Annotated in this window: 19 protein-coding genes and 1 tRNA gene; 16 read left to right on the top strand and 4 right to left on the bottom strand. The window is 58.8% G+C overall.

Going from position 1 to position 21,348, the window contains the following annotated elements; all coding sequences use genetic code 11:
• Positions 1–6: 6 nt before the first annotated feature.
• The 7 genes from rpmE to ACVWYZ_RS08665 all read left to right on the top strand — a co-directional run bounded on the left by rpmE (position 7) and on the right by ACVWYZ_RS08665 (position 7,799).
• Positions 7–231: a 50S ribosomal protein L31 gene (rpmE, locus tag ACVWYZ_RS08695; RefSeq protein ID WP_011433195.1), complete on the top strand. Its 225-nt coding sequence runs from the start codon at positions 7–9 to the stop codon at positions 229–231.
• Positions 232–285: 54 nt separating this feature from the next.
• Positions 286–1,368 (top strand): peptide chain release factor 1, encoded by a 1,083-nt coding sequence (gene prfA / locus ACVWYZ_RS08690; RefSeq protein ID WP_011433196.1) that lies wholly within the window; start codon positions 286–288, stop codon positions 1,366–1,368.
• 102 nt (positions 1,369–1,470) lie between these two features.
• Positions 1,471–4,095, top strand: a complete 2,625-nt coding sequence (gene acnB / locus ACVWYZ_RS08685; protein ID WP_457466815.1) for a bifunctional aconitate hydratase 2/2-methylisocitrate dehydratase — start codon at positions 1,471–1,473, stop codon at positions 4,093–4,095.
• A gap of 67 nt (positions 4,096–4,162) precedes the next feature.
• A complete protein-coding gene (locus ACVWYZ_RS08680) occupies positions 4,163–4,474 on the top strand; it encodes a PepSY domain-containing protein (RefSeq protein WP_414383494.1) in 312 nt (103 codons plus the stop codon).
• Positions 4,475–4,652: 178 nt separating this feature from the next.
• Positions 4,653–5,093, top strand: coding sequence for an Hsp20/alpha crystallin family protein (locus ACVWYZ_RS08675; protein ID WP_011433199.1), 441 nt, complete (start codon positions 4,653–4,655; stop codon positions 5,091–5,093).
• Positions 5,094–5,353: 260 nt separating this feature from the next.
• On the top strand, positions 5,354–6,475 hold the full coding sequence (locus tag ACVWYZ_RS08670) for an ABC transporter ATP-binding protein (protein WP_457466814.1): 1,122 nt from the start codon (positions 5,354–5,356) through the stop codon (positions 6,473–6,475).
• Positions 6,476–6,527: 52 nt separating this feature from the next.
• A complete protein-coding gene (locus ACVWYZ_RS08665; protein WP_457466813.1) occupies positions 6,528–7,799 on the top strand; it encodes a class I SAM-dependent methyltransferase in 1,272 nt (423 codons plus the stop codon).
• Between the two features lie 129 nt (positions 7,800–7,928).
• On the opposite strand, the gene ACVWYZ_RS08660 is transcribed toward ACVWYZ_RS08665, so the two are convergent.
• Both ACVWYZ_RS08660 and ACVWYZ_RS08655 read right to left on the bottom strand, forming a co-directional pair.
• Complete coding sequence (locus ACVWYZ_RS08660) at positions 7,929–8,795, bottom strand: hypothetical protein (protein WP_457466812.1); 867 nt, start codon at positions 8,793–8,795, stop codon at positions 7,929–7,931.
• A 31-nt stretch (positions 8,796–8,826) separates the two neighbouring features.
• Positions 8,827–9,423, bottom strand: a complete 597-nt coding sequence (locus ACVWYZ_RS08655; RefSeq protein WP_457466811.1) for a hypothetical protein — start codon at positions 9,421–9,423, stop codon at positions 8,827–8,829.
• Between the two features lie 138 nt (positions 9,424–9,561).
• On the opposite strand from ACVWYZ_RS08655, the gene ACVWYZ_RS08650 reads away from it, so the two are divergent.
• Genes ACVWYZ_RS08650 through ACVWYZ_RS08640 form a run of 3 tightly spaced genes read left to right on the top strand, consistent with a single transcriptional unit; the run spans position 9,562 to position 13,143 of the window.
• A complete protein-coding gene (locus ACVWYZ_RS08650) occupies positions 9,562–11,076 on the top strand; it encodes an FkbM family methyltransferase (protein WP_457466810.1) in 1,515 nt (504 codons plus the stop codon).
• A gap of 21 nt (positions 11,077–11,097) precedes the next feature.
• On the top strand, positions 11,098–11,967 hold the full coding sequence (locus tag ACVWYZ_RS08645) for an FkbM family methyltransferase (RefSeq protein ID WP_457466809.1): 870 nt from the start codon (positions 11,098–11,100) through the stop codon (positions 11,965–11,967).
• A gap of 21 nt (positions 11,968–11,988) precedes the next feature.
• Positions 11,989–13,143, top strand: a complete 1,155-nt coding sequence (locus ACVWYZ_RS08640; RefSeq protein WP_457466808.1) for a hypothetical protein — start codon at positions 11,989–11,991, stop codon at positions 13,141–13,143.
• Here the strand turns inward: ACVWYZ_RS08640 and ACVWYZ_RS08635 are convergent.
• Entirely contained in the window at positions 13,130–15,973 is a 2,844-nt protein-coding gene (locus tag ACVWYZ_RS08635; RefSeq protein ID WP_457466807.1) for a tetratricopeptide repeat protein, read from the bottom strand. The two genes, ACVWYZ_RS08640 and ACVWYZ_RS08635, sit on opposite strands and share 14 nt — an antisense overlap.
• 88 nt (positions 15,974–16,061) lie before the next feature.
• Entirely contained in the window at positions 16,062–17,504 is a 1,443-nt protein-coding gene (locus ACVWYZ_RS08630; protein ID WP_457466806.1) for a hypothetical protein, read from the bottom strand.
• A 394-nt stretch (positions 17,505–17,898) separates the two neighbouring features.
• On the opposite strand from ACVWYZ_RS08630, the gene ACVWYZ_RS08625 reads away from it, so the two are divergent.
• The 6 genes from ACVWYZ_RS08625 (at position 17,899) to ACVWYZ_RS08600 (ending at position 21,284) form a co-directional block, all read left to right on the top strand.
• On the top strand, positions 17,899–19,092 hold the full coding sequence (locus tag ACVWYZ_RS08625) for an RNA-guided endonuclease InsQ/TnpB family protein (RefSeq protein WP_457466805.1): 1,194 nt from the start codon (positions 17,899–17,901) through the stop codon (positions 19,090–19,092).
• 163 nt (positions 19,093–19,255) lie between these two features.
• Positions 19,256–19,555 carry a ferredoxin gene (locus ACVWYZ_RS08620; RefSeq protein WP_011433206.1) on the top strand — a complete coding sequence of 100 codons (300 nt, stop codon included), beginning with the start codon at positions 19,256–19,258 and terminating at the stop codon, positions 19,553–19,555.
• 173 nt (positions 19,556–19,728) lie between these two features.
• A complete protein-coding gene (locus ACVWYZ_RS08615; protein ID WP_457466804.1) occupies positions 19,729–20,067 on the top strand; it encodes a hypothetical protein in 339 nt (112 codons plus the stop codon).
• Between the two features lie 90 nt (positions 20,068–20,157).
• The gene (locus ACVWYZ_RS08610; RefSeq protein WP_011433208.1) at positions 20,158–20,475 is read left to right on the top strand and encodes a hypothetical protein; all 318 of its coding nucleotides are present in this window, start codon (positions 20,158–20,160) and stop codon (positions 20,473–20,475) included.
• A gap of 59 nt (positions 20,476–20,534) precedes the next feature.
• On the top strand, positions 20,535–21,221 hold the full coding sequence (locus ACVWYZ_RS08605) for a Uma2 family endonuclease (protein WP_457466803.1): 687 nt from the start codon (positions 20,535–20,537) through the stop codon (positions 21,219–21,221).
• Positions 21,212–21,284, top strand: a tRNA-Ala gene (locus ACVWYZ_RS08600). Before ACVWYZ_RS08605 ends, ACVWYZ_RS08600 begins: the two co-directional genes overlap by 10 nt.
• Positions 21,285–21,348 lie beyond the last annotated feature (64 nt).

Below are 21,348 nucleotides of genomic sequence, written 5' to 3'. Positions count from 1 at the left end.
AGGGTTATGCCCAAGAAAGGATTGCACCCGCAGTGGTATCCAGAAGCCAAAGTCATCTGCAACGGCGAAGTGGTGATGACGGTGGGATCCACCAAGCCGGAGCTCAAGGTGGATGTTTGGTCGGGCAACCATCCCTTTTTCACCGGCAGCCAGAAGATCATCGACAGCGAAGGCCGGGTGGAGAAGTTCATGCGCAAATACGGCATGAGCGGTGGCAAAAAGGCCAAGTAGAGGTTCCCCCATCTGGGTGTGGGCAATACTTGGATTCCTGGGTATCGCAAGTCTATGGCTTCTGCTCAACTGATTGACCAGCTTAAGAATGTCGAAGCCACCTTTCAGGAGCTGACGGTGCGCTTGGCCGATCCGGACGTGGCCACGGATCCAGCTGAGCTGCAGCGGATTGCCAAGGCCCGCTCCTCCTTGGAGGCCACCGTCCAGGCTTTTCACGACTGGCAAAAGCTGAATCGCGATCTGCAACAGACGGAAGAACTTTTGCGGGAATCGGCCTCCGACCCGGAGCTGGAGGCGATGGCAAGAGCGGAACTTGAGCAACTGCGGGCCCGCCAAGAACAACTGGAGGAAAAGCTCACCCTGCTGCTGCTGCCCCGGGATCCCAACGACGACAAGAACATCATGTTGGAGATTCGCGCCGGCACCGGTGGGGAGGAGGCGGCGCTGTGGGCGGCGGATCTGGCCCGCATGTACACCCGCTACGCCGAAAAGCTGGGCTGGTCGGTGCGTCTGGCGAGCCTCTCGGAAGGAGAGCTGGGGGGCTACAAAGAGGCGATCCTGGAGATTCAAGGGGATCAGGTGTACAGCAAGCTCAAGTTTGAAGCTGGCGTGCATCGGGTGCAGCGGGTGCCCGTCACCGAAGCGCAAGGCCGTGTCCACACCTCGACGGCCACGGTGGCGGTGATGCCAGAGGTGGACGAGGTGGAGGTGGTGATCGACCCGAAAGACATCGAAATCAAAACGGCACGTTCTGGGGGGGCAGGCGGCCAAAACGTGAACAAGGTGGAGACGGCGGTGGATCTTCTCCACAAGCCCACCGGGATCCGGGTGTTTTGTACCGAGGAGCGTTCCCAACTGCAGAACCGCCAGCGGGCCATGCAGATTTTGCGGGCCAAACTCTACGAGATGAAGCTGCAGGAGCAACAGGCCTCCATTAGCTCTGCTCGGCGCATGCAGGTGGGAACGGGATCCCGCTCGGAAAAAATTCGCACCTACAACTACAAGGACAACCGCGTTACCGACCACCGCCTTAACCAGAATTTCCCTCTGCAGCCCATCTTGGATGGGGAGCTGGACGACTTGATCCAAGCTTGTATTGGCCTTTACCAAAAAGAGCTGTTGGCGGAGCTATCCTAGGCCAAGCTGAGTTACCGCCAGCGGATGGGATCCCTTCTCGAGGACCTTTCCTCTGCCGAGCTAGCGGTAGAATAAATGCCCACGTCGAGTGCCTAAACCCCCATGCTGGCCGAATACCGCCAACACGCCGCTGCCCGCGAGGCCCAAGGGATCCCGCCGCTGCCCTTAAACGCTGCCCAGACCAGCCAGGTGTGCGAGCTCCTGAAGGCCCCGCCTGCTGGCGAAGAAGCCTTTTTGTTGCACCTCTTAACAGAGCGCGTCCCGCCGGGGGTCGATGAAGCCGCCTATGTGAAAGCGGGCTTTTTGGCGGCTGTGGCCAAGGAGGAGGTTGAATCCCCGTTGATCACTCCCCTGCGGGCGGTGGAGCTCTTGGGCACCATGCTGGGGGGCTACAACGTCCAGGTTTTGCTGGATCTGTTGCGGGATCCCCGGAGTGAGATTGCAGCGGCAGCAACCCGCGCCCTCAGCCACACCCTGCTGGTTTTCGATGCCTTTCACGACGTGCTGGAGCTGAGCCAGTCCGGCAATGCCTATGCCCAACAGGTGATCGAGTCCTGGGCCAAGGGCGAATGGTTTACCGCCAAAGCTCCCCTGGCCGCAGCCATCACCGTGACGGTGTTCAAAGTTGCCGGCGAGATCAACACCGATGACCTTTCCCCCGCCGCCCACGCCACCACCCGCCCGGATATCCCCCTCCACGCCCAAGCCATGCTGGAGTCCCGCGCTCCGGGATCCCTGGTCACCATTGCCGAGCTGAAGCGCCGCGGCCATCCCGTTGCCTTTGTGGGGGATGTGGTGGGCACCGGCTCCTCCCGCAAATCCGCCCTCAACTCGCTGCTCTGGCACATCGGCCACGACATTCCCCATGTGCCCAACAAGCGGGCTGGGGGGGTGATCCTGGGGGGCACCATTGCGCCCATCTTCTTCAACACCGCCGAAGATGCCGGGGCCTTGCCCATCCAGTGCGATGTCTCCCGCCTGGAAACCGGCATGGTGGTTACCATTTGCCCCTACGAAGGCGTGATCCGCTCTGAGGCCGGCCAGGTTCTCTCCACCTTTTCCCTGCGGCCCGTGACTCTCCCCGACGAAGTGCGGGCGGGGGGACGTATTCCCCTGTTGATTGGCCGTGCCCTCACCGACAAAACCCGCCAAGCCTTGGGTTTGCCTCCCTCGACCTTGTTTATCCGCCCCACTCCACCGGCAGACACCGGCAAAGGCTATACCCTAGCGCAAAAAATCGTGGGCAAAGCCTGTGGGCTGCCAGGCGTGCGCCCGGGCACCAGTTGTGAGCCCCTCATTACCACGGTGGGATCCCAGGACACCACCGGCCCCATGACCCGCGATGAGCTGAAGGAGCTGGCCTGTCTGGGCTTCAACGCCGACCTAGTGCTGCAGAGCTTCTGCCACACCGCCGCCTATCCCAAGCCGGTGGACATCCAGATCCACAAAGAGCTGCCCGACTTTTTCGCTTCCCGCGGGGGCGTTGTCCTGCGTCCCGGCGATGGCATTATCCACTCCTGGCTCAACCGCATGCTCCTGCCGGATACCGTCGGCACCGGGGGCGACTCCCACACCCGCTTCCCCTTGGGAATCTCCTTCCCGGCGGGATCCGGTCTGGTGGCCTTTGCCGCCGCCATGGGGGTGATGCCCTTGGACATGCCGGAATCGGTGCTGGTGCGCTTTAAGGGGGAACTGCAGCCGGGGATCACCCTGCGGGATATTGTCCATGCCATCCCCTACGTGGCCATTCAGAGGGGCCTGCTCACCGTTGAGAAAAAAGGCAAGAAAAACGTCTTTGCCGGGCGCATCATGGAGATCGAGGGCCTGCCGCATCTGAAGGTGGAGCAAGCTTTTGAGTTTACCGATGCCTCGGCAGAGCGCAACTGTGCCGGCTGTACCATCCAGCTGAGCATCGAGACGGTCTCAGAATATCTGCGCTCCAACGTGGTGCTGCTGAAAAACATGATTGCCCGCGGCTACCAGGATGCGAGAACCTTGCTGCGGCGCATCGCCAAAATGGAAGCCTGGCTGGCCAGCCCCAGCCTGATGGAGGCGGATGCCGACGCTGAATACGCCGAAGTCATCGAAATTGACCTCAGCACCATCACCGAGCCGATCGTCTGTGCCCCCAACGATCCCGACAAGGTGATGACCCTGAGCGAAGTCCATGCCCAACACGCCGCCGGCAACCCCGATACGCCGATCAAGATTGACGAAGTTTTCATCGGCTCCTGCATGACCAACATCGGCCACTACCGCGCCGCCGCCAAAATCCTGGAAGGCCAAGGGCGGGCCAAGGTGCGCCAATTCTGGATCTGTCCGCCCACCCGCATGGATGAGGCACAACTGCGCTCGGAAGGCGTGTACGGCATCTTTGCTGCCGCCGGGGCCAGAACAGAAATGCCGGGATGCAGCTTGTGTATGGGCAACCAAGCCCGCGTGGAAGACGGGGCCACCGTCATGTCCACCTCCACCCGCAACTTCAACAACCGCATGGGCAAAGACGCGCGGGTTTATCTGGGATCCGCCGAGCTGGCCGCCGCCTGCGCCCTTTTGGGCCGGATCCCCACCCCTGAGGAGTACCGAGAGATCGTCTCCACCAAGATCCAGCCCTTTGCCGGCGAGCTGTACCGCTACCTCAACTTCCACGAGATCCCTGGCTTTGAGGACGAAGGACGGGTCATCCCGCGGCAGCACGTGGAGGAGCTGTCCAGGAGCCGTTCTTGAGCGAGAATAGGGGCTAGCTGCCCTGATAGCATGGCAGGGATCGCCCCATTGCCCTGGAGAAAGCTCAATGGCCCTGAATCCAAAGAGGATCCGCCGCATCCACCGCACCCTTGCCCCCATCCTGGCCCTGCCGTTGGTGGTAACGGTGCTGACGGGATCCCTGTATCAAATTGCCCGCCTTAACGAAAACTTCGACTACTACTGGCTGATCCAAATCCACAAAGGGCAGTGGGGCCCCCTCGACCTGCAAGCGGTTTACCCCTTCTTAAACGGACTGGGGCTGCTGGTGATGGTGGCCACCGGTCTCAGTATGTGGTTACCCACAAAACTCCATCGCCGCCCCAAACATACGGAGTCCCAGAGGGTTTTGGATGGATAAACCTGTAGGGTAAACACCTAAGAAACATTCCAGAAAACCCTACATTTCCCGGAACGGATTTGACTACACTAGAAGCATAGAGGTTTTGCTTGCACCTCTAAAGTTGAGCCCCAAAAGCTAAGCTCCAAACTCGAACTGGAAGTCAAAAAAGCAAAGTAATAGAGGAGGAGGATGCTCTATGGCTCTTGTCCGCTGGGATCCATTTCGGGAAATTGACGAAATTCAACGGGAAATGAACCGGATGTTCGACCGGTTGATCCCTCGCACCACCGAGGCCGACGGCTTTGCCTTCATGCCGGCAGTGGAGATGCACGATGATCCCGAAACCATTACCCTGAAGCTGGAGCTGCCCGGCTTGAACCCCAACGACTTGGATATCCAAGCGACAGCCGAAGCGGTCTCCATCACCGGGGAACGGCGATTTGAGAAGCGCTCTGAAGACAAAGGGGTAACCCGGACTGAATTCCGTTATGGGCGCTTCCAACGGGTGATCCCACTGCCGAACCGGATCAAACACGATCAGGTGAAAGCCGAATACAAAGATGGGATCCTCACCCTCACCTTGCCCAAGGCAGACTCTGAAAAAGCCCAAGTGGTCAAAGTGAGCGTTGTCTCCTGATGGGCGTAGCTGAAGCTGCTCTGAGGTTAGGCAATTTTCCATGAGGAAAAAAGATCCCATAGGGGTAGGCTCATCGCCTACCCTTTTTTAGTCCTTTTTTGCGTTTTGGTTTTTCAGCTTGCGCTCATTTCAAGCAGGAATAAATCGGGTTCGCTGCAGGGATCCCCAGCTCTCCCTACCGAACTCAACTCAACTCGATTTGACTTTTGCCCGCCGCTTTGGATAGGGTTTGAGTGCGCAACGGAGCCAAGGTTGAGAGCATGGCCAGCGTTACCTACGAACACGTTACCAAGCGCTACAGAGACACCACCGCCGTCCATGACCTGAACATCACCGTCGAAGACGGGGAATTTCTCGTCTTTGTCGGCCCCTCCGGCTGCGGCAAAACCACCTCCCTGCGCATGTTGGCCGGGTTGGAAGAGGTCAGCGCCGGCTCCATCTACATTGGCGATCGACGGGTGAACGATGTCCCCCCCAAGGATCGGGATATCGCCATGGTCTTCCAATCCTATGCCCTCTACCCCCACATGACCGTGGCCGAGAACATGGCCTTTGGCCTCAAGCTGCGCGGCCTGCCACGGGCGGAGATCGAAAGCCGGGTTAGGGGGGTGGCCAAGCGCCTTGGGATCGAACACCTGCTCAACCGCAAGCCCAAGGAACTTTCGGGTGGGCAACGGCAGCGGGTTGCCGTCGGGCGGGCCATTGTGCGCAATCCGGCGGTGTTTTTGATGGATGAGCCCCTCTCCAACTTGGATGCCAAGCTGCGGGTACAGGCGCGGGCCGAGATTAGCAAGTTGCACATGCAACTGGGCACCACCTTTATCTACGTTACCCACGACCAGGTGGAGGCCATGACCATGGGCAACCGCATCGCCGTCATGAAGGATGGCCGCCTGCAGCAGGTGGATACCCCCCACACCCTCTACACCCGCCCTGCCAACCTGTTTGTGGCCGGGTTCATCGGCAGCCCCGCCATGAATTTCTTCCAGGCCAAGCTGCGGGAGCAGGAGGGCACTCTCTGGGTGGATACCGGCGCCTTCCGCGTGGCCATCCCGCCCCACCAGGCAGAGCCCTATTGGCAATACGTCGGCAAGTCGGTCATCTTCGGCATCCGCCCGGAAAACATCCACGATCCCCACTACCAACCCCCAGGGATCCAACCTGCCCCGGTGCGGGCTAAGGTCTCGGTAACGGAGCTGGTGGGCCATGAAGTAATCCTCTATCTCAGCACCAGCGACCGAGAAGGGATCCTGGCCGAGCAGGAGTTTATTGCCCGCGTGGATCCCCGTACCCAGCTGCGCGTCAACCAGTGGGCGGAAGTGATCTTCGATATGGATCGCTTCCACCTGTTCGATCCCGAAACCGAGCAGCGCCTGGGTTAAACCCTGGAATCGCTTTAGAATCCTAATCAGTCCTACAGAGGCAGGGATCCCTATGCCGGAGCAATCGACGTCCCGCTTGGTTCAGGCGCAGTTTGACGAATTTCCCTACCCGAATGTCCCGATTGAGCAGACGGTTACGGATAACTTCGCGCTGTTTGCCAACAGCCTCACCACCGCTTACTATCGCCGCAACCGCAAGGTGGTCAAACCCGAGGGCAAAGTGATGCTCAACGCCGGCTGTGGCTCCGGCTGGGAGACCCTCGTGCTGGCCACGGCCAATCCGGGTGCCACCTTCGTCGGGGTGGACATCTCGGCAGAATCCCTGAAAATGGCCCGGCAGCGCTTTGAGTTTCACCAGATCAAAGAGGCGCGTTTCGAGGTGATGGACATCACCGACCTGCAAGCCTTGGGGGAGCAGTTCGATTTCATCGCCTGCAATGACGTGCTCTACCTACTGGACGATCCGGTGGCAGGGCTGAAAGGCATGCGCCAGGTGCTCAAACCGGACGGCATCATCCGCACCAATGTCCACAGCCTTTACCAGCGCCAGTTTATTTTCAACATGCAGGATGCCATGGAGCTGCTGGGGGTGATGGATGAGCCGGCTGCCAAAGCCGTTCCCATCCTCAGGGAGCTGATGGATGCCCTTCACGAGGGCAGCTTCGTCAAAAGCCACTGGCAGGGGGATGCCATCAAAACCACCAATGGGATCCTGGCCAACTTCCTGCTGCGCAGCGACAAAGGCTTTACCGTACCTCAGGTCTTTGAGATGCTCCGCCAAGCCGGGCTGGAGTTCATCAGCATGGTCAATTGGCAGCAGTGGAAGCTGGAGCGGGTCCTCACCAAGCCCGTTCCCTACGCTCTGCGCCAAATCAAAAAGCTCAACCAAGAGGAGCTGCTGCACTTTATCGAGTTAATCTTTCCTAACCTGACCCGCCTGATCGACTTCTGGTGTGGCCACCCCACCGGGGCCACTTCTCCCCAACCCTTCAGCAACGAGGAATGGAGAAATGGCTCGGTACACGCCCATCCCCTGCTGCTGAGGCTCAACGCCAAGGCTGCCTTTGAGAATGCCATCCGCGACAATGGCCCGGTCAACATCAACGGCTGGCCCGGCTCCGAGGGCAACATCACCATCGATCCCTTCTCGGTGCGCTGGTTGATCGATGTTTTTGGAGAAGAGCCTGTTCCTGTACAGGCCCTGGCGGCCAAGGCGCTAGATCTCATGGATTGGACCCCCGAAGAGGCCTTTAACCAAGTGGTGGCCAATCTCAAGTTCCTTGAAGAGCGGCTGGTGGTGCTGTTGGACTCTCCTCTGCGTTAACAGGAGTTGCTCCCCCAGGAGCTGTCCTTCCCAATTTATGACGCCCCCTTATCTCATTCTGGGAGAAACGGTTGAGGTATGGGTGCAGTGTCCCAGTTGGAATTGCAATGGCCACACACGCTGTCCCACCTAAGGCTGGGATCCGGATCCCTCTGAGTCTGCTTTGAGTACCCTGATTTGCTCGGCCCGAATGGCCGCTGGGATCCGCCCTTCCGCATCGACGTTGACGGCGAACCGAACAGTGCCTTCCATTTCCACCGCATCGCCTGGGCGCAGATCCAGCCAACTGGCAGAACGGCCAAGGCGGGTCACTTGAACATCCTCAGCAGGAACCACCGAGACCCACGTGCCCGCGTAGCGCTCCAAGCTGGGGCTGACTTTTTCCAAGTTGACCCCAATCCAGCCCTCCTTGCGGTTGAGCAGCCGCACCGTCCCAGTTAGTTGGAAAGGCTGTGCTTCTTCCGCTAACTTGATTGGCTCGTAGAGAACCTCTGTATTTAAAGGCTGCAGCCGAGCCAACTCCACCCGCCACCCTTGAGCCTGGCGATAGAGGGTAACCTCCATAACTGCGCGCAGCCGACCCTCCGGCAAAGGCTCGTAGAAGCCCAACTGAGAGCGAAAAGGGCGAAACCGGGGATCCTCCCGATCCGGCTCTGTTAAAAATCGTTGCAGCTCCTCGGCAGTGAACTGGAAACGCAAAGTCGGCACCACCGCTTCTGGCTTCAGGATTGCCTCCACCCGGAAAATGGCCGTATTGCCCACCGCTTGAATGGGGGTGAGGGTAAACTCCTCCGCTGAGGGCCACGATTGATCCAAGGCCCCCGGAGGGATCCCTTTCAGCAGCCGCGGGGTGAGCAAGGCTTCTGCCGTGGCAAAATCCCGAGCATTGGCCGCCTGGACAAACTCCCGCAGCGTTTCTTCAGCCGTTTTGGCCTGCCAACAGCCCCCCAGAGGCAGCAAAGCCAGCACCAGGAAAAACCACGCTCTCACATCCACACCCTCCCCAATCTCCCTGCAGGTAACAGTCCTAGGGGTTCTCGGTTGGAGATGCAGAATTTTCACCGGGATCCGCTGCTTCTGTCTCTTCTGGGTTTTCCGACTGGGATCCCGAAGCAGCAGGTGGCTTATCCGGCTGCCACACCTCGATCCGCCAGCCGCGGTCTTGCTGGTAGAGGGTGATCTTGACGCGGGAGGTCACCGTGTCCCCCTCCAGGCGCATCCCCACCAACTGCGGGGCCAACTGCTGATAGGTGGGATCCGCCAGATCCGGCTGGGTCAAATACTTGCGCAACGTCAAGGGATCCAGCCCCAGGCGCTGGGCCGCATCCTCCAGCGAGTCGGTGCCCTCCACCCAGACATAGGCCGTCTTCCCGGTCACCTCTTGGTTGCGCACCTGCACGTTCTCCCCCACCATGCCCCAAATCGAAGGCAGGGATCCCGGCCGGAGGGCATTGCTGAAGCGCTCCGTCAGGTAGCTGTCTGCCGTGCCCCAGTCCCCCTTCTCGGTGGCTGCGATAAACGTTTTCACCACCTGGTCAGGAGTTTGCACAGGAGCTGCCTGCGTACAGGCGATCCCTCCTGCCAAGGCGACAGCAGCAATCCAGACGGGGAAACGGCGTACCATGAACATCCCTCAACCACAAGCGGCATCGCTCTCCTAGGTTACCAAACTTTTTCCGCCTTCTCTTCTGCCTGTTCAGGGAAGACCCAGTGCAGCTCCGGCAAGGTGGTAGGATAATTCAGCAGCTTAGTTAGCGAAGCCATGGGGATCCCCACCACTGCCGATGAATGTAACGAGCTGGGAATCTCTCACTGCTTGAAGGCCCAGCAAGCCAAAACCTCGCGGGAGCGACGTGCGGCTTGGGCCATGGCTCTGGCGGCCTGGCGGCAGGGTTTGGATCTCGATCCCAACCATCTCCCCTCCCAGTTCAATCGCCTCCATGCCCTTTTGGCCTTGGGAAGCGGCTACACGGCCCTCCAAGAGGGAAAAGAGCTGCTCTCCCGGCTTTTGACCCAGCGTTACCTAGAAGATCCCAGCTTGGGCCTAACTGGATCCCAACCCAAGCTCGCTTGGGATCCCCCTCGTCTGGCTTCTGCTAGCAAAAAGGCCCGCCGCTCTTCTAAGGCCGCTTCTGCTTCCCGCCTTGGCCCCCGCGAGCGCTACCTCCACACTCTAGCCCGTTGGCTAGCCCACCACAGCGGAGTCGTTTACCGACCGGAGCCATTGCCCTACTGGCGGCTGGCTGCAGCCATTGACCCAGAGGATCTAGAGGCGCAAATGGTGGTTGCCATGAATGCGGCAGCGCAGGCGCAGCCGGAAGGGGCTTTCTTGCTGCAGAAAATAGCCGACCATTTCCCTGGGCAGAAGGACAGGGCCCTGCAAGTGCTGCAACTGGCTCTAGATCGCTACATTCCGCGGCAGGATCCCTCCAAGGCGGAGTCGGATTCAGCAGAGCAAGAGTTAGAAACGCCTCCTAACGGAGATCCAGCCTCGGAGGCGGTGGCCAGTATGGAAATTTGGACTCAGTATGAGGGGTACAAGCTGAGGCTGGAGCCAGACCTTAAGAGCATTGCAACCTTCGTCCTCCTGGCTCAAGATCGCTGGTTTGAGAGTGAAATCGAGCTGTGTCGGCAAATCCTCAAGCCGGGCATGAACGCCATTGACGTGGGGGCCAACGTTGGGGTTTACACCTTTCTCTTTGCCCGCTGTGTGGGCGAGTCTGGGAAAGTCTATGCCATCGAGCCCACGCCGGGGTGTTTGCAGTGCTTGCGGGCAACTGTTGCTCAAAACCAACTCGATCCCTCTGTACAGGTCGTGGAAGCTGCAGTTGGCGAAGAGGCTCGGGAAGTTTATTTGGTTTGCGAAGGGGCCAGCGTTTTCAACCGCATCGTCACGGATCCCATGTCGGTTGTAGAAGAAACCAAGCCGGTGCAGCAAATTACCTTAGACGAGCTGTGGATCTCAGAGGGCAAGCCCACCATCGATCTGCTCAAAATTGACGCGGAAGGGGCAGAAGTTCCTGTTCTGAAGGGGGGGAGAAAGCTGATCGAGACCTGTACCCCGCTGATCCTGTTTGAAAACCAAAATGTCGGCCAGTTTTCAGGTTTGGAGTCGGCGAAGCTTCTCGCCGAATTAGGCTATCTCATTTATGTTTACAACCCGATGATCCAAGATCTCAGTACCGTTCAGGCTTCTGTGCAACTGCCAACTGCGTTAAACTTGGTTGCTGTGCATCCCCGTCGCTTTTCTCTTGTCAGCAAAGCCGGTCTAATCTAGCCGTTTCTGTGGAGTAGAACAATGCCTTTCCCGATTAGCGAGATCCTCGGCAAAGACATGCCTTTTATCCGAATTGCAGACGTGGGGGCGATGTTTCTGGGCGGCGATAACTTCGACAAGCTGGTTCAGGAAGGGCATGCCCAAGTGATAGGATTTGAGCCCCAAAAAGAAGAATGCGAAAAGCTCAACGCCAGAGCCCTAGCCGAGGCTCCTCGCGCCGACAAAGTGAAGCGGCAATACTTTCCCTATTTCATTGGGGATGGATCCCGCCGCAAGTTCTATTTCACCAATGCCGGCTACACCTCCTCTCTTTACGAGCCCGATCAGGAGCTGGCCCAGCATTTTGAGAACTTGGCGGAAGTTTGTCGGGTAACTCGGGTCGAGGAAGTCCAGACTACCCGCCTGGATGATATTCCAGAGCTGGGCGAAGTGGACTTTCTGAAGATGGATGTTCAGGGAGCCGAGCTGGATGTTATCCGGGGCGCTAGAAAAACTCTACAGAGTGTTACTGTTATCCAAACAGAAGTCGAGTACATACCCCTCTACAAAAACCAGCCTCTTTTTAGCGATGTGGATATTGCCCTTAGAGAAGAGGGCTTTCTTCTGCATGGCATGACCAGCAACTTCGGTGCCTGCCTCAAGCCCTTTTCAGCCAGAACCTATCGCCCTTACACCCAAGTGCTGTGGTGCGACTATGTTTACGTCAAAAACTTTATGCACCTGGATCGGCTCTCCCCGCGGCAGCGGCTGGCAATGGCGGTAGTTTTGCATGAGATTTACCTGTCCTATGATCTGGTGGCTTTTGTCCTGGGTGTTCATGACCAAATTGCCCAAACCCGCTACAAAGACTTCTACCTGGCCAGGATGTTTGCCGCTCTCAATGTCTCTTAAATTGCTCAGACGAGGTGGGGGATGATCGTCATCGACGGGGTTATCTGGCAGTCGGAAGGGTTTTCTCGCTCTCCACTTTTGGATCAGTCCTACCTGTGGCTGAGCCTCATTGAAGAGTGGGTCAAGGCCAAGAAGGCAACGAAGTTTGTGGTGCTCACCCGCGGGCAAACTTGGCTGCCGCCGGGAACTTTTTTTTCCGAGATCCCTCGCTTTGCCTTTGCGGAAGCGGATGAAGATCGCGCCGGCCTGCAGAGCGCCTGCGACCAGCTCAAGGCCAGGCTGTTTCTTTCTACCGGCTACACCACCCCCATCTCCACCCCTTCCATCGCCTTCATCTACGACCTAGAAGCAGAGGCCGGCAGCCAATTTCACTCGGAATACATCGAGAAGAAAAATGCCATCTTGGCTGCTTCCCACTACGTCTTCTTCTCCGATGAAGTGCTGGCTGGCTTCCGAACCCACTACCCCGGGATCCCTCCCGAGCAGATGTCGCTAGTCTACCCGGCCATTGAAGGCTGGGCCAAGCCGGCTGCTCCCGATGCCATGGCCGAGTTTCGCCGCAAGTTTCAGTTGACTCGCCCTTTTTTCTTGGCCGTCTTGCCCGAACAGCTGGCTGATTACCGTGGCATCCAGGCTGTCAGCCAAGCTTGGGAGATCCTGCAGGGCCAAAGGCTCTCCCGCACCGAGCTGGTCTTTGCCTTTCCCAGTCCTCTGAAGGTGGATCCTGTCAAAGCGCAACTGCCCCAACGAGAAGGCCTTCGCTACCTCAGCCTGAGCAATCCAGAGTTGGCCTGCGCCTATTCCTCGGCTCTGGCGCTGGTTTTCCACTTCACCTTTCGGCCCAGCAGCCCCCTTGAGGCGATGGCCTGCGGCTGTCCTGTGGTGCATTACCGGGATGAGCAGCCAAATGCCTCCGGCTCGGAGTCGGCAACTGCCTCTGGAGAGAAAAAAGATAAGGATCCCTTGCAAAACCCGACAGCCCTGCTCTGCCAAGGCTCGGTGCGGGAACTGGCAGAAGCCCTGCAGCGCATCCAGAGCTACCCGGTACGCTCTCCCCTCATTGCCAAGGGGTTGGAACAGGCCAAGGAGCTGAGATGGGCAACAGTGGCCGCCAAGCTGTGGGACATTTTCGAGCAGGTGGCTCCTTCGGAATCCGAGGAACCTACTGACCGCTGACCACCAGGTTTTTCCACATCTGCCGATAGGCCCGCTCCAAAGCGCGAGCATGGCTTTGCGGATCCCGCAGGGGCGATTTCTCCATCATGCCTCGCAGGCTGTGGCGCAAATGGCGCAGCCGCTCCAGATCCGTGGCCAGGTTCACGGCAATTTCCACGTACTCTTCTGGGGTTTGGGCCACCAGCTCCGGCAGCCCCACGTTGGTGAGGATGGAGACCCCCACGCGGCAGACGTGGGCATTCCCCGCCAGGACAACCACCGGCGCACCGCCCCAGAGGGTTTCACAGGTGGTGGTGGTGCCGTTGTAGGGGAAAGGATCTAGGCCGATATCAATCTCACTGTAGATCTGGAGATGCTCTGGAATGCTGCGGCGATCTCCCACCAGATGCACCCGCTGCCGCTCCACCCCGTGCCGCTCGAAGTGCCCCCAGAAGATCTCGCAGACGCTGCGGTCGGTGTAGCGCATGTTTTTGAGCAGGATGCGGGCATTGGGCAGCCTCTTGAGGATCTCCGCCCACACTGCCACCACGTTGGGGGTAATTTTGGTGGGGTTGTTGCAGCAGCCAAAGGTAATGTAGCCGGCAGACAGAGCCGGTAGCTCGGAAACCGGCGGAAAGATATCCACAGGGTTGTAGCAGAGAAAGCTTTTGGGCAGGCGCATCAGCTTTTCCGTGTGGTATTTCTCCGTCATGCCCGGCGGGTCGGCGTAGGCATCGGTGATGCGGTAGTCCACCAAGGTCAGGCCGGTGGTGTTGGGGTAGCCCAGATAGGTGGCCTGGAGGGGGGCAGGTTTGAGGGCCAGCACTCCCAAGCGGTTGTAGGCCGTATGGCCGGCCAGATCCACCAAAATGTCGATCTTGTCCTCGTGGATGAGGTCGGCCACCTCCACATCGGAGCGGATCTTGTGGATGTCTCGCCAGGCATCGGCCTTTTCCTTCATCCGCTCGGTCACAATGTCCGAATACGGCCCGTTGGAATAGCAGTAGATCTGGAAGCGCTCGTGGTTGTGGTGGTTATAGACATGCTCAAAAAACATGCTCACGGAGTGCAGCTTAAAGTCTCCGGAGATGTAGCCGATGCGCAGAGGCCGCTTCAGATCCCGATCCCGGTGGTAGGGCCGCCGCAGATGGGCCACCGAGGCTTGGGTGGCATCCCCCCACTTTTTGTGCTCCCGCAGGGTTTCTTCGGGGTCGAAATCGGGGGCGTAGTGCAGGCCCATGAGGATGTTGCCGTGGAAGGCGATCACCCCCGGAGCCAGCTTGGCCGACTTGCGATAGGCTTTGATGGCCTCCTCGTGGCGGCATTGCTGGAGGAAGGTGCCTGCCAACCCTGCATAGGTGGAAGGATCCTCGGGGTTGATCTCCAGGGCGCGCTGAAAAGATTCCAGCGCCTCGGTTAGGCGGTTCAACTCTTTGTAAACGGATCCCAGGGCCCGGTGAACATCCAGGAAGTCCGGCTTGAGGCGGGCGGCCTCCTGCAAAACCGGCAGGGCCTCTTCGTTGCGGTGCTGGCTTTGCAACAACAGCCCCAAGTTGCAGTAGGCTTCTCCCAGTTCTGGGTCGTGCACCAGCGCCTGCCGGTATTGGATCTCTTCTTTTTCCGGCTCGTTCAAATGCCGATAGGCTAGGCCCAGGTTGTTGTAGGCCAGGGCAAAGTCAGGCTTGTACTCCAGCGCCTTCTCCAGCAGGGGGATGGCCTCCTTAAACCGCAGTTGATCCAATAGCAGACACCCGGCCTCGAAGTAGGCCTCGGCCAGGTTGGGCCGCACGCCCAGAGCGCGGCTGAGGTGGGCCATGCTGTCTAGCAGTCCATTGGAGAACACCTTGCGCAGCTTGCGATCTGACAGAAGGTTGGCCAAGCCGCGATGGGCCTCGGCGTAGTCTGGCTGCAGGCCAAGGGCCACATGGTAGTAGTCCAGCGCCCGCTGCGGCTGCTTCAGCTTGCGATAGGCTGTGGCCAGGTTGAAGTAAACCCGCGGGCGATCCGGCTGCAGCGCCAAAGCCGCCCGATAGGCTTCGATGGCCGCCTCCGGCTGATCCTGCTCCAGCAAAGCAGTGCCCAGGTTGATGTGAGCTTCCACCAAGTGCCCATCCAGCTCCAGCGCCTGACGGAAAGCGGCAATAGCTTCCTCCCAGTTCCCTTGCTCTGCCAAGGTCAAGCCCAGGCCATTGTGCAAGGCCGCTTGCTGCGGATCCTGCTCCAGGAGCTGCCGATAGAGCTCAGCGGAGCGCTCCAACTGCCCGGCCTCGCGGCAGAGCTCTGCCAGTTCTTGCGCCCGCTCTGGGGTAAACTCTAGCGCCAGCGCCTGCTCTAGATGGTCGATGGCCGTTGCCGGCCACCCCTTCTGTCGGTAGATCTGGGCCAGCTCCGTCAGGCTCTGGGCATCCTGGGGCTGCAGGGCCAGGGCCCGCCGGTAATACTCCTCGGCTTGGTCATACTGGCCCAGTTGAAAGTGGCAGAGGCCTAGGTTGTAGAAGGCCTGCAGGTAATCGGGCTGCAGAGCCACCGCTTGGCTGTAGCATTCGATAGCTGCTTCCAGCTTGCCCAGCGCTTGATATACAGCGCCCAAGTTGCTGTGAAAGGCTGCCTGCTCTGGCCGCAGCTGCGTGGCCTTGGCCAGGTGAGCTGCCGCTTCCTGCAGCCGGCCCGTTTGGTAGCAGAGGATGCCTAGAAAATGCAGAGCCTCCGGTTGGTCGGGCTGGAGAGCCAGCACCTGCCGGTAGGCCGCCTCCGCCTGCTGCAGATCCCCCGCCTGATGGTGGCGGATGGCCACTTCCAAAGTAGCTATCAGCGCATCGGGTGTCACTTGGCCTGGATCCCTAGATTTCATAACCTCTAATCCTACACCCATCTGAGTTCCGCGAGAAAAAAACGGGCCTGAACTTTCAGGCCCGCAGAGGGGTTAAACAGCCTGCCGACTAGCGCGGGACAGTGAAGGTGATGTCCAGCCGCGGCCCGCGAGCCGTGGTGATGGGGGAAGCACCCGTGCCTGTAGCCGGCTCTTTGTCGAACTCGGCCCGGCAGGTGCCCGTAGCCCCCTGGCTAATCTCGAAACCAGCCGCATTGGCCGGCGTGCCTGCCACCGTGCCGCTGGAGGTAAAGCTGGCAGTGAAGGTGGCCGAGTAGGAGAAAGTTTGGTTGGGGAGGACTAGAGTCAGGTTGACCGGGCCAGTGAGCTGACTGAAAGAGGCACTGAAGTTTTGGGGGTTTACAGGATCTAGATTAGTAACCGCCGGACCGGTAAGTGTGAAGCCACCACCAACAAGGTTACCTATCTGTAGAATACTCTGCGTAATGGTAGTCTGACCAGTGGGTAGGAAAGCAGTAAAGGTGCTTCCTGCAGCACTGAAGCTTACCGTAACTGGGTTGGTGGCCAGGAGGGTAATCGTGAGCGTGGCTGGGTTGGCGAAGTTAACTTGATAGGTGCTTGCACTGGTAGCTGGAGGTACCTGAACGGACCCAGTGAACTCTACTGCCACAGGAGCAGCCGCGTTAAATGCAGGTGCTCCAGAAGCACTTATAGAAGTTGTGGCGATAGAGGAAGCAGTTAAGGTGGCGAATACTGACGTGGCCTGGTTATTCCACACCTCCTTGGCGCACTGCAGCCGCACCTGGTAGAAGCCGGAGCCTGACACCGCCCGCTGCACCCCAGGCCCCACATCCGCCGTGCGCGGCCCCGCTGACACATCGTTGCCCAGCACGTTGCCGCTGATGCTCAGAGCCACAAAGGTGGGGCTGGAAGCCGGCGCAAAGAAGTCGCTGGACACCACGTTGTCGGGCGCACCCAAGGTCACTTCCTGGAACACCACGTTGTTGGACGGCAGGTTGTGCGGTGTCGGATCCAGGAAGAAGAAGCCCAGCCCCCGGTCGCCAAAACCAGGAATGGTGGCCGAGTCGTTGGAGGGCAACTGCACCAGCGTCAACTGCGCCCCCTGCACGATGGCGTTGCTGGGAATGTCGTCGGGAATGGGGAAGGAAAGCACCGCTCGGTAGTCGGAGTAGATGCCTACCGGGACGTTCTCAGCTGCTCCAGCGCGGCGGATGCCAAAGCCAACGGGAATGACAGTGGGGTTGGAGAAGACTTGTCCCTTATCAGTGAGAGCAGCCAGTTGGGTGGGCAGAGCGCTGATGGGGCCAGCAGTGGTGGGAGTGGGAGCAGGAACAGGGGTTGGAGGTGGTGGCGGCGGAGCCGGGGGAGCCGGGGGAGCCGGTGGGGGTGGTGGGGGCGGCACGGGTGTGACGGTGCTGGTGCTGCTTTCTTCGCCGCAACCGGTGAGCAGCAGGGGCAGCAGCACCACTGTGGAAGCCAGAGACAGAGACCCGAGTGACTTCAGGAGCCACTTGTGCATTGTTCCGTTCATTGTTCTCCTCTTAAACCAAAAAAGTGGGGTTCGGCTGAACACTTCCCTTAACTTACCCGATCAACTCGCCCAGGGCAAGCCAGGCCGTAGGAAAGAGCCAATCGAGGAAAGACGCACACGCGCTTGGATAAGCGGCTCGTCTGTTTACTCTGCTTATCATACAAGCCCATTAGCCCGCTTTGGCAAGTACTGCCGATTTTTTCTGGACAAGATCAAAGGTGACGTGGGTCACAGACACCGGGCAGGGTCCCGGGAAGGAGTCGGGTGGCGGCTTCTGGGAGCAAAGCAGGTGGAGCCACCGGAAGAGCAGTCAGCTAGAAATCGCAGGAGCCCCGCACTGTACCCGTAGGGTCAGTGTCGGGAGGAATGCGCTTTGATGAAGTACAATGGACTTATGAGCGAAGTCCTGACCATCTCCTGTAAACTCAAGGCGTTCCCGTCGCAAGCCGCCAAATTGGACGCGACGATGGAGGCTTTTGGCCAAGCCTTGAACTGGGTCAACCAGAACACGCCGGAGAAGATCGTCAACGCGGTCAAACTGCAGTCCCTTTGCTACTACGAGATTCGAGCCCGGTTCGGCTTGTCCAGTAACTTGGCTCAACAGGTGTGCAGACGGGTGGCAGGCGCTCGCAAAGTGGCGAGACAGCGCAACCGTCCGGTTAAAGAGTTCAAGCGTAGGTTCGTTACCTACGACGCGCGTATCTTTTCATTCCGCGAGAAAGACTGGACGGTGTCGCTGACCACGGTTGAAGGGAGAGAACGCTTTGAGCTAGCCATTGGTAACTACCAGAGGGGAATGCTGGCTGGCTCTAACCCCAAATCGGCCACCCTAGTCCAGCGGAAGGATGGCTCCTACTACATCCAGATTTGCGTAGAGAAAAAACCACCCAAGCAACAAGATACCGACAAGGTGATCGGGGTGGACTTGGGAAGGACAGATATTGCCCATACGTCAGAGGGGGACAATTGGAATGGACAGCAGTTGAACAGAGTCCGAGACCACTACTCCCGGTTGAGGGCGGTACTCCAACGCAAAGCCAGTAAGGGCACACGCAGTTCGCGGCGCAGATGCAGAGAACTGTTGCAACGGCTGTCTGGCAAGGAGAGGCGCTTTCAGGCGTGGGTCAATCATCGCATCTCCAAAGCTATTGTCTCCAGGGCAAAAGCTACCAACAGCGCTATCGCCCTGGAAGACCTGACAGGGATCCGGGAAAGGGTCAATCAACAGCCACGCAGCAAAGCCGAGCGGCGCAGGGCCAACAGTTGGGCGTTCTACCAACTACGTCAGTTTCTGGAGTACAAGGCTCTGCGTGCGGGGGTTGCTCTGATTCTTGTGCCGCCTGCCTACACGTCGCAGACCTGCCACAAGTGTTTGCATATCCATCCCGATCCTGCGCAATCCTACCGCAGTGGCAAGTCGTTCAAGTGTGGGCACTGTGGATGGGAAGGGGATGCGGATTTGAATGGTGCGAATGTGATTGCGCTCTTGGGGGCTGTCGTAAACCAGCCTGGAGGTTCGGGCCTGTTTTGTTCTCTGGTAGAGCAGAGCAGGCTCAGGGCTACTGAAAGCCCGCTCCGTACCGCTTAGCGGTCGGAGCCGGGTAGTTTACAATCCTTGCCCGGCATGGCTTTTGCGGATCCACCTGGAAAAAACCGGAAGATTTGCCTATTTCCTCACAAAAGGATGCTTGATCCGGGGCAGAAGGGTGGCAGGATGAGGAGTGGATGTTTTTTCTGGAGACCCAACCAGGATGGCTACCTACAAGGTCACTCTGATCAACGAGGAGCAAGGCTTAAACGTCACCATCGATGTGCCGGATGACGAATACATTTTGGACGTGGCAGAAGAGCAAGGGATCGAGCTGCCTTATTCCTGCCGCGCCGGTGCCTGTTCGACCTGTGCTGGCAAGCTGGTGAGCGGCACGGTGGATCAAAGCGATCAGTCCTTCCTGGATGATGATCAGATCGAGCAGGGCTATGTGCTGACCTGTGTGGCTTACCCTACTTCCGACTGCACCATCATCACCCACCAAGAAGAAGCCCTTTACTGATCGAGCTTGAATTTCCGTCCTCAACCCCAGCCCCTCTTCCAAAGAGAGAGGGGTTTTTGTTTTGGGTGGCCCAAGGGGGTGTTCGAGCGCTCCGCGCTGCTGAGGCCCTCACCCAGGGTGAGAGGAGAATTGGCAGTGGTAGGATTTCCTTATTCTGTAGTGCTTCAGCAACCATGACCCCTGAGCAAGAGCAGTGGCTGATTCAAGCCATCCAGGAGCTACAAGCCTCCCAGAGAGAATTGCAGGCCGCTCAGCAGGAGCTGCGCCTTGTCCAACAAAACCAGCAGGTTTTGATTCAAGAGCTGCGGGAAGGACAGGCGATGCTGGCCCAGTTTTTTCGCGAGTCAATGGATCGGTTTGATGAGCGCACCCGGGCTATTGAACGGCGCACCGAAGCTGTGGAACGGCGCACAGAAGCTTTGGAACGGCGCACTGACGAGATGGCCCGAGAGATGCGGGAGATCCGGCAAGAGATTCGGGATCTGCGCCGCGATTTTCTGGAACGGCGTTGACTGCCAACAGACCGAGCGCTCACAGCCCCTTTCCCAGGGAGAAATGCAGGGTGATAGGATTTTTTTATTCTTCTGTAACCCTCGCCGACCATGACACCTGAGCAAGAGCAGTGGCTGATTCGCGCCATCCAAGAGTTGCAAGCTGCCCAGCAGGAGCTGCGCCTTGTCCAACAAAACCAGCAGGTTTTGATTCAAGAGCTGCGGGAAGGGCAGGCGATGCTGGCCCAGTTCTTTCGCGAGTCAATGGATCGGTTTGATGAGCGCACCCGGGCTATTGAACGGCGCACGGAAGCTGTGGAACGGCGCACAGAAGCACTGGAACGGCGCACCGACCAGATGGCGGAAGAGATGAGGGAGATCCGGCAAGAGATTCGGGATCTGCGCCGCGATTTTTTGGAACGGCGTTGACTGCCAACAGACCGAGCGCTCACAGCCCTGCTCCCAGAAGAAGAGAGGGGTTGTGCGAGATGACAAGGCTAGTATGGCAGCAAAGAGACTTTTGGCCGAGACGGTTTATGGCTTTGGCAATGGGATCCGTTTCTGCACCATCAAGAGCTCGCCTGAGTTTGGCGGAATACCTTGCTTATTCGGATGGCAGTGATACCCGCTATGAGCTGGTGGCAGGGGAGTTGGTGCCCATGGCTCTTCCAACCGGACGGCATGTGCAGATTCAAAACTTTCTCAGCCGAGTTTTCGAGGCAGAGATTGCACGGCAGCAGTTGCCCTGGACGGTGATACAGGGAGGTCTGGGGATCCAGTCTCCGCGGGGCAATCGGTGGGCTACGGTGCGGATCCCGGATGTGGTGGTGCTGCCTTTGGAGCAGTGGCAGGAGATGGGATCCAGAGAGGCGTTGATTCGCCTGGAGGATCCGCCGCCGCTACTGGTGGTGGAGGTGGTGAGTGAGTCGAGCCAGGCAGCAGACTACCGGGCCAAGCAAGCAGAGTATTGCGTTTTGGGAATTGGCGAGTATTGGATTGTCGATCCGCTGGAAGAAAAAGTAAGCCTGCTGCTGCTCCACGAAGGCTGGTACGATGTGCTGGAGCTGAAGGGATCCGATCCGGTATCCTCAAAGGTCTTTCCCAAGCTGGAGTTACAGGCGGGGGAGATCTTGGCTGCGGATTCGGGTTATTCTGGTAAAGCTACGGGGAGTTAGCTCAGTTGGTAGAGCGCTGCGATCGCACCGCAGAGGTCAGGGATTCGAGTTCCCTACTCTCCATCGCCCTCACCCCTGGCCCCTCTCCCAGCAGGAGAGGGGTGGTAGGGTTTCCTTATTCCGTAGT

Source organism: Thermostichus sp. MS-CIW-37 (assembly GCF_054060065.1).
The sequence above is the reverse complement of the archived record's forward strand: the minus strand, read 5'-3'. Positions and strand labels throughout refer to the sequence as shown.

Bases quoted from the DNA above. Each gene is read 5' to 3' on its own strand.
- rpmE (WP_011433195.1), top strand. From the start codon at position 7: ATGCCCAAGAAAGGATTGCACCCGCAGTGGTATCCAGAAGCCAAAGTC.
- prfA (WP_011433196.1), top strand. From the start codon at position 286: ATGGCTTCTGCTCAACTGATTGACCAGCTTAAGAATGTCGAAGCCACC.
- acnB (WP_457466815.1), top strand. From the start codon at position 1,471: ATGCTGGCCGAATACCGCCAACACGCCGCTGCCCGCGAGGCCCAAGGG.
- ACVWYZ_RS08680 (WP_414383494.1), top strand. From the start codon at position 4,163: ATGGCCCTGAATCCAAAGAGGATCCGCCGCATCCACCGCACCCTTGCC.
- ACVWYZ_RS08675 (WP_011433199.1), top strand. From the start codon at position 4,653: ATGGCTCTTGTCCGCTGGGATCCATTTCGGGAAATTGACGAAATTCAA.
- ACVWYZ_RS08670 (WP_457466814.1), top strand. From the start codon at position 5,354: ATGGCCAGCGTTACCTACGAACACGTTACCAAGCGCTACAGAGACACC.
- ACVWYZ_RS08665 (WP_457466813.1), top strand. From the start codon at position 6,528: ATGCCGGAGCAATCGACGTCCCGCTTGGTTCAGGCGCAGTTTGACGAA.
- ACVWYZ_RS08655 (WP_457466811.1), bottom strand. From the start codon at position 9,423: ATGGTACGCCGTTTCCCCGTCTGGATTGCTGCTGTCGCCTTGGCAGGA.
- ACVWYZ_RS08650 (WP_457466810.1), top strand. From the start codon at position 9,562: ATGGGGATCCCCACCACTGCCGATGAATGTAACGAGCTGGGAATCTCT.
- ACVWYZ_RS08645 (WP_457466809.1), top strand. From the start codon at position 11,098: ATGCCTTTCCCGATTAGCGAGATCCTCGGCAAAGACATGCCTTTTATC.
- ACVWYZ_RS08640 (WP_457466808.1), top strand. From the start codon at position 11,989: ATGATCGTCATCGACGGGGTTATCTGGCAGTCGGAAGGGTTTTCTCGC.
- ACVWYZ_RS08635 (WP_457466807.1), bottom strand. From the start codon at position 15,973: ATGAAATCTAGGGATCCAGGCCAAGTGACACCCGATGCGCTGATAGCT.
- ACVWYZ_RS08630 (WP_457466806.1), bottom strand. From the start codon at position 17,504: ATGAACGGAACAATGCACAAGTGGCTCCTGAAGTCACTCGGGTCTCTG.
- ACVWYZ_RS08625 (WP_457466805.1), top strand. From the start codon at position 17,899: ATGAGCGAAGTCCTGACCATCTCCTGTAAACTCAAGGCGTTCCCGTCG.
- ACVWYZ_RS08620 (WP_011433206.1), top strand. From the start codon at position 19,256: ATGGCTACCTACAAGGTCACTCTGATCAACGAGGAGCAAGGCTTAAAC.
- ACVWYZ_RS08615 (WP_457466804.1), top strand. From the start codon at position 19,729: ATGACCCCTGAGCAAGAGCAGTGGCTGATTCAAGCCATCCAGGAGCTA.
- ACVWYZ_RS08610 (WP_011433208.1), top strand. From the start codon at position 20,158: ATGACACCTGAGCAAGAGCAGTGGCTGATTCGCGCCATCCAAGAGTTG.
- ACVWYZ_RS08605 (WP_457466803.1), top strand. From the start codon at position 20,535: ATGACAAGGCTAGTATGGCAGCAAAGAGACTTTTGGCCGAGACGGTTT.